Source organism: Cohnella terricola (assembly GCF_007786475.1).
Classification (GTDB): domain Bacteria; phylum Bacillota; class Bacilli; order Paenibacillales; family Paenibacillaceae; genus Cohnella; species Cohnella terricola.
The window spans coordinates 39,588-51,971 of sequence record NZ_VNJJ01000012.1 but is presented as its reverse complement, the minus strand read 5'-3'; the positions used below and the strand labels follow the sequence as shown (position 1 = coordinate 51,971).

General features: G+C 39.5%; 8 protein-coding genes and 1 pseudogene. 8 read left to right on the top strand and 1 reads right to left on the bottom strand.

The genetic code is table 11. The features are described from left to right. Positions 1-48 precede the first annotated feature (48 nt). The 6 genes and pseudogenes from FPZ45_RS18560 (at position 49) to FPZ45_RS18535 (ending at position 5,117) form a co-directional block, all read left to right on the top strand. A complete protein-coding gene (locus tag FPZ45_RS18560) occupies positions 49-1,410 on the top strand; it encodes a hemolysin family protein (protein WP_144705236.1) in 1,362 nt (453 codons plus the stop codon). A 26-nt stretch (positions 1,411-1,436) separates the two neighbouring features. Continuing rightward, complete coding sequence (gene ytvI, locus FPZ45_RS18555) at positions 1,437-2,471, top strand: sporulation integral membrane protein YtvI (protein WP_144705234.1); 1,035 nt, start codon at positions 1,437-1,439, stop codon at positions 2,469-2,471. Between the two features lie 237 nt (positions 2,472-2,708). Further along, entirely contained in the window at positions 2,709-2,942 is a 234-nt protein-coding gene (locus tag FPZ45_RS18550) for a spore coat associated protein CotJA (RefSeq protein WP_144705232.1), read from the top strand. A gap of 145 nt (positions 2,943-3,087) precedes the next feature. After that, the gene (locus FPZ45_RS25790; RefSeq protein WP_246120502.1) at positions 3,088-3,315 is read left to right on the top strand and encodes a spore coat protein CotJB; all 228 of its coding nucleotides are present in this window, start codon (positions 3,088-3,090) and stop codon (positions 3,313-3,315) included. Between the two features lie 20 nt (positions 3,316-3,335). Then, positions 3,336-3,572, top strand: a pseudogene (locus FPZ45_RS18540) (manganese catalase family protein); the annotation flags it as partial. Positions 3,573-3,641: 69 nt separating this feature from the next. Then, on the top strand, positions 3,642-5,117 hold the full coding sequence (locus FPZ45_RS18535; RefSeq protein WP_144705228.1) for a recombinase family protein: 1,476 nt from the start codon (positions 3,642-3,644) through the stop codon (positions 5,115-5,117). 318 nt (positions 5,118-5,435) lie between these two features. On the opposite strand, the gene FPZ45_RS18530 is transcribed toward FPZ45_RS18535, so the two are convergent. Further along, a complete protein-coding gene (locus tag FPZ45_RS18530; RefSeq protein WP_144705226.1) occupies positions 5,436-5,996 on the bottom strand; it encodes a hypothetical protein in 561 nt (186 codons plus the stop codon). A gap of 379 nt (positions 5,997-6,375) precedes the next feature. On the opposite strand from FPZ45_RS18530, the gene FPZ45_RS18525 reads away from it, so the two are divergent. Together FPZ45_RS18525 and avs4 are read left to right on the top strand one after the other, a co-directional pair. Further along, a complete protein-coding gene (locus tag FPZ45_RS18525) occupies positions 6,376-7,260 on the top strand; it encodes a hypothetical protein (RefSeq protein ID WP_144705224.1) in 885 nt (294 codons plus the stop codon). Positions 7,261-7,594: 334 nt separating this feature from the next. Then, complete coding sequence (gene avs4 / locus FPZ45_RS18520; RefSeq protein WP_144705222.1) at positions 7,595-12,286, top strand: AVAST type 4 anti-phage nuclease Avs4; 4,692 nt, start codon at positions 7,595-7,597, stop codon at positions 12,284-12,286. The last annotated feature ends 98 nt before the right edge of the window (positions 12,287-12,384 follow it).

The window sequence follows — 12,384 nt, the reverse complement described above, 5'->3', positions numbered from 1 at the left end:
GACATTCGTACGGCTATAGCGGGGGAGTAGAGGAGGAGCACGATTCGCTTGGAAATTCATTGGAGTTTAATTTTCTGGAACGTTGTTCTCGTCTTGTTCCTAGTGTTTCTTAACGGGTTTTTCGTCGCGTCGGAATTCGCGCTCGTTAAAGTGCGTCAATCCCGATTAACGCAGTTAAGCAACGAGGGCAACGTGCGCGCCAAATATGCGCTGAAGGTCAACAAAAGGCTGGACGCTTACTTATCGGCGACTCAACTCGGCATTACGCTAGCATCTCTGGGGCTCGGTTGGGTCGGAGAACCGGCGATCGCCGATTTAATCATCTCGCCTTTGCTGCATAATTTCGGAGTGACCGACGAGACGATCATTCATTCGATTTCGTTCGCTGCCGCATTCTGCATCATTACATTTTTACACATCGTCCTTGGAGAGCTTGCGCCGAAGTCGTTGGCTATTCAACGTTCCGTCGGCGTATCGCTCTGGTTGTCCTGGCCGCTGCTCATGTTCTATCGGTTGTTTCTCCCGGTCATCTGGTTTTTGAACGGTTCGGCGAACCGGCTGCTGAAGCTGATCGGCGTCGAGCCGGCCAGCGAACACGACGCGGCGCATACGGAAGAGGAGATCCGAATTCTGATGGACCAAAGCGCGAAGAGCGGTATCATCGACAAAGACGAGATGACATTGTTCGATAACGTGTTCGAATTTTCGGATCGCGTGGCCCGCGAAGTGATGCTTCCCCGTACGGATATGGACTGCTTGTTCGCGAACGTGCCGTATTCCGAAAACTTGAAGACGGTGTACGCGACGAAGCATACCCGTTATCCCGTCGGACTCGAAGATAAGGATCAAATTATCGGTTTCGTACATATCACGGATCTGTTAACGGCTGATCCGGATGAAGACCACAATCTCAAAGAGTTTCTCCGGCCGATTCTCAGCGTTCCGGAATCGATGGAAGTGAGCAAGGTGCTGAAGCTGATGCAACGAAGGAAATCCCAAGTCGCGATCGTCATCGACGAATACGGCGGCACGGCCGGAATGCTGACCGCGGAAACGATATTGGAAGAACTCGTCGGCGAACTCCAGGACGAATTTGACAATGAGCTTCCGAATGTGATCGTAAAAGGGGAATTAACTTCCGTGGACGGGCGTATGCTGATTGAAGACGTGAATGATTTGCTGGGACTCGGGATCGAAGACGAGGAAGTGGATTCGATCGGAGGATGGTTGTTCAATCATTTGGAAGGCAATATTTCGAAAGGCCAGAAAGTCATCCACGAAGGTTACGTCTTCGAAATTGCTCAAACAGAGAGGTTGCGGGTTCAGCGCGTACATATTTACAAAAATAAAATCGCCATCGCGGAAACCGCACCTAAGGGATTAGGCCCGACCGACGATCAACTGCAGTAACGGTTTGAAGAGGGAGAGGATAGGATGTGCCGATTCGCGTATTGGTGCTGATGGTCGCTTCGCTCGTATTTCTGTATTTATTGTTTACGGTCGGAGCGCCGTTTCTTCTGGCGCTCGTGGCGGCCATTTTCCTCGAACCTTTGACTTTGTTGCTAATGAGAAAAACTGGTATGAACCGGTTGGCCGCCTCGACGGCTTCAAGTACTTTGTTTACGATCGTGTTCCTGGGTTTGCTTGGGCTGATCGGAATGAAGCTGGTGACCGAGTTGCGGGCTTTTCTCGATAAGCTCCCGGGTATGTTGGAGAACGCGAACGAATACGTAAGAAATTTGATCGGACAAGCACAGAGCTATTCCAGTCGCGGAGCAACGCCTTTGCCGGAAGAATTGGAGAAATGGGTGTCCAATATTACCGCGGCGCTGGGGCAATTGTCGACCAAACTATCGGGCGTATTGTTCAGTTTCGCTTCGGGCATTCCGGACTTTTTTATTTTCTTTGTCGTTTTCTTGGTGGCCGTCTATCTATTCGCGTTTAGTTTGCCGATGATGAAAGCTTCGTTTTTGTCGTTGTTCGAAGAGAAGTCCCAGCTCCAGGTAGAAGAAGTGTTGCAGAGCCTGCGACGATCGGTATTCGGTTTTATTCGCGCGCAGTTGCTGCTCAGCCTCTTTACGTACGTTCTTTCGTTCGCAGGCTTGCTCTTTATCGGAACGGGGTATCCACTGGCCATCGCGCTGGTAATCGTCGTCGTGGATATTCTTCCGGTTCTCGGGGTAGGTTCGGCGCTCGTTCCTTGGGCGGTTTATCAAATGGCCACGGGCGAAATGTACACCGGCATCGGTTTGATCTTGCTCTTCCTGGTCATTACCATCGTCCGTAGAATCGTGGAGCCGAAAATACTCGGGGACGCGGTCGGAATCGGCGCATTGTCTGCGCTAATCAGCTTGTACGTAGGCTACGAGCTCGTCGGCGTCGTCGGCGTATTCCTCGGGCCAATCGTCGTGATTGTATTCATGGCGATGCGTAAGGCCGGGCTGTTCGATTTCAAAATCAGGTTTCAGTAGTAGATTTGTCTGCTATGGTTTTCAGCCGTTCCTAGATTGATAGGGGACGGCTTTTTTGGTGATTCAGAAAGTATAACAATCGCCATACTTATCTGAATCACCTCCGACATAAACGTTATCCTCCGATCCTAAGGACGGCGTAAGCCGTTTATGCTTGGCATTTGGAATTTACGGAATAAGACAATCCCCGAAAAAAATATAATCTTTATGGAAAACAACGGAGGAGGTTACAGCAGGATGAATGATGCCCAGTGGCGGAGTTGGATGCCTTTTGTCGGTCCGCATGACCCATGTCCCCCTATCCGCGTAAAATGGTATGTCGTGCCCCCCAATCAATATATCGTGTTCCAGCCGATGAATTTGCCGCAATTCCCTTTGGACGAGGCGTTGAATCGAGGTACTTTATGGCCCGCCCTATATAGCTCTTATCCGTCTAGGCAGGAAGCCAAAGGAGGTAAGAAACATGGTTGACCGATTCGAGCGGGATGACCGTAACGACCGCTACGATCGTAACGATAGAAATGACCGCAACGATCGCAACGAACGCGGATATCGGAACGAAGCGGCTCAAAGCCCGGAAAAGAGCGTCAGGGGCGACGAAGACTATTGCCGGGATTTGCTCGAACTGCAAAGAACGGATTTCGCGTTGGTGGAATTAACCTTGTACTTAGACACCCATCCAACGGATATGCAAGCCGTTCAGCAGTTTAATCAACTTGCGCAGAGACGGCGGCAAATCGCGAACGAGTTCGAGATGAGGTACGGACCGCTGATGCAATTTGGTCACAGCTATAGCCGTTTTCCGTGGCAGTGGGTCGAAACTCCGTGGCCGTGGCAAGTATGAGGAGGGAGGAATCCTAATCCATGTGGATCTATGAGAAGAAGCTGCAATATCCCGTTAGGGTGAGCAAATGCGATCCTCGGATGGCACGTTATCTTGTCGAGCAATATGGGGGTGCGGACGGGGAATTGTCGGCGGCTTTGCGTTACCTGAACCAAAGGTATACGATCCCGGACAAGGTTGTCGGACTGCTGACCGATATCGGGACGGAGGAATTTGCCCACCTGGAAATGATTGCCACAATGATTTACAAACAAACGGCTTCTTAGTTGCAACTGATATGATATAATCTTCTCAAGGAATAATATACCATGAGGGGATGAAATATCATGGCGATTAAGAAGGTTGCAATCTATTGCAGAAAGAGCCGCGAAGCCGATGATAAGACAACTACATCTATAGATGGACAAGCTAATTCACTGATAGAACTATGTGAAAAGCGCGGGTATGTGTATGATTTGTACAGTGAGACAGGATCATCTCAAGAATGGGATCGTCCAGAGTTCCAGAAGCTTCTGTCCAAGATCAAGCACTATGAATACGATGCCATCGTTTGCACCGAACAATCTCGTCTGACTCGGAACACGAAACATTACGAGGAAGTCAAAGAAATCATGATTAAGTCTGGTTGTGTTCTAGTTACTCCAACATCGATGACGGACTATACCAATGAAGATCAAATGTTCAGCGGCGACATTATTGCTCTGATCGAAAAGCGGGAATGGCAAACTACTAGAAAGCGTCTTATGAGGGGTTCAAGAGAATCGGCAAAGAAGGGTAATTGGATGGGCAAAAAAGTTCCGTTTGGGTATCGATATAATCGGGACACAAAGAATCTTGAGATCGTCCCTGAGGATGCCGAGATCATTGTGCGTATGTTCAATGAGTACGTGTCAGGAAAGTCTACCACAACTATAGCATACGACTTCACCAATGCAGGGATTACTAACATGCAATGGAGTTCATCCTCTGTGGCACGAATGATTGCCAATGTTGTTTATGCTGGACACTCCTCATACGGACGTACTAAACAGTACAAACAAGACGGAAAACGTGTAACAGAACGAACTTCAACGGAAGATCAAATTTTGATTAAGGAAGCTCATCAACCAATCGTTCCTCAAGAATTGTTTGATATGGCACAGAGAATTAGAAACGAACGTAACTCCCGACCTGCTGCTTTGAAAGTTGGGAAACATACATTTTCTGGTTTGGTACGTTGTGGAGTCTGTGGCAATATCCACTCATTTCAAAATGCGCACGGCAAGAAGAGAATTACAAGCTGTAGGACACGGACATACAAAGATGATGGAACCTACACCACATGCACGAATGGTGGGGCATACGTTGATGACTTTAAAACCCTTTTCCATGAATACTTTGCTCAATATGTTGAGCAGCTTGAACAATACATCCATCTCATGACTGATGATGAGGTACAGAATTTTGATGAGGAGATCAAGCGTAGAGAAAAGCAGATCGAGAAACTAAACAAGGATATTAAACGAGTGCAACAAGGTTTCGTTATGGAAATCTTCACTCCAGATGAGGCTCGTAAGCAAATTGCATCCTTTAAGGAGCAGATCGCTTCACTTGAAGAACAGATCGAGGAAATGACAGCAGAGAACAAAATGTCAGAACACGATAAAGTTTCTGCACGACTTGAAAACATGAGACGTTTTCTAACTCATGGTGACAACATCCCAGAAAACGAAGCAAATGATATTCTGCGTGAATTTATTGATACGATCATTTACACGAAGGAAGAAAATGGGATTAACTTGAAGATCATAATGAAGGAATAAGAAAGTTTCTGGATAATTACCAGTGACCATTTCTCTGCAATAATAACGAGTTTGAAGCCTGGGGCTGCTCTCAACCTCAGGCTTTTATCATTTACTTTATTCACTAAATATTTCGGTCAAAAAGAGCCACCATTCCGGTGTTTAGAGTGCCACTCATCCGGAAAAAAAGCCACTTCTCCGTTAGCGAGAGCCACCATAACCCCGCCAAACTAACGGGCAGATTTGCTCAATACATAAAAGGGAAATCTAAAGGCTTATCGAATATAACAGTATATGTATCTGCATCTGCGAACTTCGTAAATAAGCAGTTAGGTGAGATTAAAGCTTTTCTTCAAAAATGTCTTTATCATAAAGAAAAGATTTATCTATTACTCTTTTAAATCCTTGAATGTCATTCAAAGTTGGTTTACTTGATACTATTACTTTATCCTCAAATGTTACACGATGAATATATAATTTAATTTTATATTGAGCTCCAACAGTAACTTCAACAGGATCGTTAACAGGGGCCATAGAATCTGTTACAACTTCAGAATCTACCAGTACATAATGAATTGAGCGTTTTTTAACTAGACTCAAGACACTGTATACTCCAGGTACTGAGGCGAAAGCTAGAACAAAATAAACTAAGAAAAGAGCTACATAAAACTCTATTTGTTCATCACCATCTGCAAGTGAAGTGAAATACAGTGCGATTATTGCGGTAATTATTGATGCAAAGAAAGACTGAATCAAGAATATTGTTATGTTCTTTTGATCATTCATTAGCAATCTTTCGATTTTTGTTGTTCTTGCTAAAGCAATTATTCTAATAATTAGAACGATACCTCCAATTATTGATGGCACACTTAAATAAGGTAAGAATTCTTTAATTTCCAATTTATCTCCTCCTAAATTTAATATGATTAAATATATCAAACATTAGGAAGAATATTCAAGATGGCATTAACTTGACCTAACATCATATCCACGCATCGGAGCTGACGGCTCCTCGGTCCGCCCGAAGGGGAATGGCAAGGAAGTGGAATCTGGCGGACACATCCGCACCGACTAACAGCATCGCGGCCACTCCCGTTGGGCGTTTAAGTCGGTGGGACGTCGAAGATACAGTAACGTTATCCGAATTTGAAAAACTCTTTAAATACGTGGATTTATCACTGCATATAGACAATTGACAAAGTAAATGTAAGCTATCGTATTCAGAATACAGCTTCTTACTCAAACGCATGTTGACATTGGATGATAAAGGAGAATTAAGATGTACGACTATATCAAAATTCCAGAAATCACTGACGGAATTAAATTTGAATCATTAATACATGATCTTTATGCTGTGTATCTTGAGAGAATTCAAAAGAATGGAAGGTCCGGTCAAAGTCAAAATGGCGTTGATATATATGGCTATGATTCGAAACAAGAATTAGTAGGGATACAGTGCAAAGTAAAGTCTAAAGCAGATATAAGTGAAAGAAATTTTAGAAGAAGTCTAATCTCAGAGATCAAAAGCGAAGCTGAAAGGGCATCTAATTTCAATAAAAATCTAAAAAAATTTCTATTTACTACAACTGCTCCAAGAGATTCGAGTATTCAAAATGAAATAATTGATTTAGATAAAGAAGTCTACACACTATATGGCTTCAATATTCAAGTACTTTTCTGGGATGATATATGTGACATGTTGACAAGACAGAAGCATAAGGAAACCTTTATTAAATATTATAATGATCTAATAATTCGTGAGGAGATTATTGGGGCGGTCAAGTCAAAAGTATTAAGTCTTGTAGTAGGTATTGCGTCGCCCGAGAACTATTCTGGCTTCAGAGATGAAAGTTTATATCAGTTAGTATTAGGATATATTCCTAAACTCAATAAATATCCTAATGGAATTGAATACTACTCTAATTCATATATTTTGGGATGTTTCCAAACGAGGGGAATGGATACTTTCCCTATACCATGTTATCCGTCTGATTTAGAATATGTATTCGGAAAGAATAGAAGTTATAGAGATGTTTGCACTATAGCTGAATGGATAAACTCCATTGATATAGATAAGGAAATTAGCAACGAAACTAGAGAATACGAGTATTTATGGTCGGAAGAGCGTTTTCAGGAATATATAGACCAATACGTTGCAGATTAACTATGCATATATCTTGATAATATTGATTGAATAGTAATTTGTTTGTTATTCAAAGAAGAAGCAGCATCGGATAAACCATATTCACGCATTGGCCATCCGGCCCTCGGTCCGACAGAAGGATTTAGGGAAGCGATTTCAGCCGGACAACCCTGCACTGGCTAAGTCCGTCGGACCCTCAAGCCAGTGAGGGTTCGTGAATACGTGCACGTTGTGCGAAAGTCAGAGCATCAAGACAAGGGAAGTAAATTGAATTTTGATAGAAGAATTCCTAGTCCCCGCCCCAAGGCGACCGCCGTCCGTGGCGGGCTAGTACATACAAGGAAGGTGCAAATGAATGAATTGGAAAATTTTTGGTGTGAAATTCGACAATCGAGAGACGTGGGCATTTGAACAAATGTCTTATTTGCTTTTCTGTGCAGAGTTTAATAATCGAATTGGATTATTTCGCTATAAAAACCAAACAGGAATTGAGACAGAAACGATCGAAAAAGACGGTAAATATTTTGGCTTTCAATCTAAATATTACACAACCTCAATCACTGACAACAAAGATGACATAATAGATTCAATCAAGAAGGCCAAAGCTAAAAACAAACACTTAGACGAATTACTTCTATACATCAACAAAGAACTTTCCGAAAGCACCATTAAAAGCAAGAAGAAACCTCAATACCAATTAGACATTGAGAAAGCCGCTAAGACAGAAGGAATTAATATTCAATGGCGAGTTCCAAGTCATTTTGAACTACAATTGTCTTTGCCTGACAACAAATACATCAATGACATTTTTTTCAGCCTTGACCCAAACGAAGGAGATTTGCTTGATGAAATTTATAAACACAACGAGAATATATTACAAGCAATTCAAACAGAAATATCTTTTGGAGACAAACAAATTAAAATTGACCGAAGTTCTGTTGTTGAAGCAATAGCAAATACTTCTCAAAAGAAAAAAAACATAATTATTTCAGGCGAAGGCGGATGCGGTAAAACCTCAATCTTGAAGGAGTTTTATAATGCTTATTTTAACAAAATACCAATTTGTGTTTTTAAAGCAAATGAACTAAATGCAAATCACATTAACGACATATTTCGCTTTAACCACAAATTTACATTTTCAGAATTTCTCAATGCCTACAAAGATGAACCACTTAAAATATTTGTAATTGATTCCGCAGAAAAACTCGCAGAGATTTCTAACAACGACATTCTCACTACGCTAATACAAAAGTTAAAAGAGAGTGCTTGGAATATCATCTTTACAACACGCTATGCTTATCTTAACGATTTAGCTTTTCACATCAAGGAGAATTATCAGTTGCCATTTGAGGTGAATGACGTTTCTTTAATTGGTGCGGATGAACTAAAATTAATAGCAGATGAATTCAAATTCTCACTTCCCGATAATCAAAAATTCTTAGAACGACTTAGAAACTTGTTTTATCTAAGAGAGTATGTTCAACAGTATTCAAACATTGACAAGCAAGGAAACTATAATGGATTTATTGACTTGCTTTGGAAAAAGAGAATACAAAATACTGTTCAAAAAGACAACCTTCATCTTGAAAGAGAAAGGTGTATAATCAGCATTGCAAAACAAAGATGTGAAACAGGAAGATTTTATATCAATGCAGATAGTTTGCCGCAATCAGCATTATTTCAATTAAAGCAAGACGAATTACTTGGATATGACGACACGCATAACGGATATTTCATTACACATGACATTTATGAAGAATGGACGTTGAACAAAATAGTTTCCCGCAGTTTTTCGAATCATTCAAATACAAAAGAATTTTTCGACGACTTAGGAAATTCATTACCAATTCGCAGAGCATTTAGATTGTGGTTATCTGACCATTTATCTGAAAACAGTAAAGAAATAGAAAGTTTTATTCACGATGCATTCACAAACGTTGAGGTAACACAATTTTGGAAAGATGAAATTTTAGTTTCTGTTTTACTGTCGGAGTACTCGGAAACATTCTTTAATTTTTTCGAAAAGGAATTCATTGCAAATGATTTTGAGATACTAAAACGAATTTTGTTTCTACTAAGAATTGCTTGCACTGATATTTCAGCAATTCAAAATATTGAAATCATAAAACCTAAAGGAAAAGGTTGGGAAGAAGTAATTGCCCTTATTTACAAACATAAATCTGACTTTTTTGATAGAAATTTAAAACTTGTTTTGCCAGTATTAACTGATTGGTGCGACTTCAACAAAATAGGAGAAACAACAAGATACGCAGGCTTACTAGCTTTGAGTTTAATTCAAAAAACTGAAACTGAAGAAAACTTCTATATGCAAGAAGTTACAGAAGAAAATATAATGAAAGTGGTTTTCAATGCAGCCAATGAACTAAAATCAGAACTAAAAGAAATATTTGACAAAGTCGTTTCAAATAAATGGACTGAACACAGAGACCCATACGAAGGACTTTGCTCTAAAATTTTAGAAAAACCATACATAGCAGCTGAATTAATTAAAACACTTCCGCTATCCGTTATTCAATTGTGTGATTTGTTTTGGCAAAAACAGCCGAAAAAGAAAGACAGATTTGGATATGATAGAGAAACAATGGAAAGTAGATATGGCCTAGCAGAAAAACATGAATTCAATTATTTTCCTTCAAGTGCTAATCAAACCCCAGTAAAATGGTTATTACAAATAGAATTCTACAAAACGCTTGATTTTATCATAGATTTTACGAATAGGGCTGTTGAATCTTATAGTAAATCTGATTATGGAAAAGAAGATGTCGTAAAAGTTACATTACACACTAATGGAACGGAAGTAACACAGTATTTGAGCGGTGCTATATGGAGTATGTATCGTGGCAACGGAAGCCCTGTTGTTCCAAACGTATTGCAGTCGATACATATGGCATTAGAAAAAATTCTTCTGGATTATTCTCAAATTTTAGATTCTGAATTAATTCAGGATATACTTCTACGAATTCTTAATCAATCAAATTCAACTTCTTTTACTTCTATAGTTTGTAGCGTTGTGCTTGCAAATCCTGATAAGTTTTATGATGTTGCTTTGATTTTATTCAAAACAATAGAATTTTTTCATTTGGACACTTCCAGGTGCACAAATGAATTTCACATAAAATCACTGTATTCAATAGGATATGGAATGGATAAAATCAGAGATATTTTATACACAGATGAAAGATTGAAAACTTGTGAGGATACACATAGAAACTCAAATTTAGAATCATTGTTTTTGAATTATCAGCTATTTGGCGTAAAAGGTTTTACAGATGAAGAAAACACAGAATTCATCGGAAAATTGTTTGAGATAATTGACCAACATAAATCAAGCGCCCCAACAAGTAAGTCTTACGGAATTTTGTTGGCAAGAATGGACAGACGAAATTTAATACCAAAAGTATCAAAACATGACGAAAACCATTTACGAATAGAATTTAGTCCCAAAGAGCTTTCTGATGAACTTAAAAAGGAAAGTGAAGAAGCCTTAAATCAATACCAAGATGTTTTAAAATATTCTTCGCTAAGAGTGTGGGCAGATTTTTTGGTTGGTGCAAGAAATCAAACTAAAACCACAAAACAAGAGGAATATGACAACAATCCTCTTTTAGCATTATCCGAAACAAAACAACTTGTTGAAGAACTGAAAGAGGGACGAAACGGAATAGGTATGTTTGATCATTCCATACCTGCGTTTTCATGTTCAAAATTATTACTTGAGCACAAAGACAAACTATCAAAAGAAGATAAGGCTTTTTGCAAAGAAATAGTTCTTGCAACTATATCTAATCTTTTTGCAGATGATTATGGCTATCAAATTAGTGACGGAGTTGAAGCAGCTGTCCATGCAATTCCAGCATTAGTAATTGAACATCCAGAAGAAACAGAAGATTATGTTTCGATAATGGTTTTGGCACTTTTAGATGAAACATCAATTGGGCATTACAAGAGAATATGTGACTACGTTATTGAATCAATTCACAAATCAAAATTATGGGAACAAGATTCAAAAGTTGCACAATCCATTTTGTTTGGTTATATAAAAATCAAACCGATTTATAAAAGTATCATTGCTGAAATAAGGAAAGAAAAAGGTTGGGGACGAATTTCTAAAAATTCAATTTTTGAAAGGTTAGGCAAGATAAATGATGATTTCACTTTTGAAAATATATCATTTGATATTAATAATATTGCCTCACTGGATATTCATGACTTGGAAATAGTTCTTCAAATAATTCCTTCTGAGACGAAAGATAAAATTCACTTAGACATTTATACGAAATCGTTGCCTTCATTAGCTTCACAGTTATTAATAGACAGAAGAAGTTACAAAGATGATTCGGGGGACGACTCTAACATTTACTTGATACGCAAACATATTTTCAAAAAGTTTGCTCATTTCATTTTACAAAGAGAAAAAAGTGAAATTGATGTGTTTCTAAAACCATTTGTTGATTCGTTTTCTTCAACAGAAGAAACGGCTTCATTTATTGAAGAATTAGTATTTGCGGAAGATTACCTAAACAGTTATGAACAATTTTGGCATATTTGGAATAACCTCTACCCTAAAATAAAAGAACTATGTTCAAATCCACGTAGCTATCATTTAAAAGAAATCATAATAAATTACTTGTTCGCATGGCGTTGGTGGCGTGAAGGAATTGAAGAGTGGCGTAGCTTAAAAAAGGAAAATTTGACTCTCTATAATAGCGCTTCTAAAGAAATTGGAAATATTCCATCTGTATTGTATTCTATTATCAAAATTTTGAATTCAATCGGAAGCAATTTTAAAGATGAAGGTATTGAGTGGCTTCATACAATTGTATCGAATAACAAGTCTTTATATCTTGATGATTTAGAATCAAATACCTTATACTATTTGGAAATGTTCTTGAGAAAATATATCTTCATTAATAGACAAAAAATCAAAGAAGAAATAAGATTGAAAAACAAGATTATTCCGATTCTTGATTTCATGATTGAACGAGGTTCAATACATGGATATTTATTAAGAGAAAGTATCTTATAAAGCGAACACCGCGAGAGGAGCATACATGCGCTGTTGTGCTATCAGCCGGCAAGTGCACGAGTAGTGCGGGCAATTACGCAAATCCACCGAGGGACATC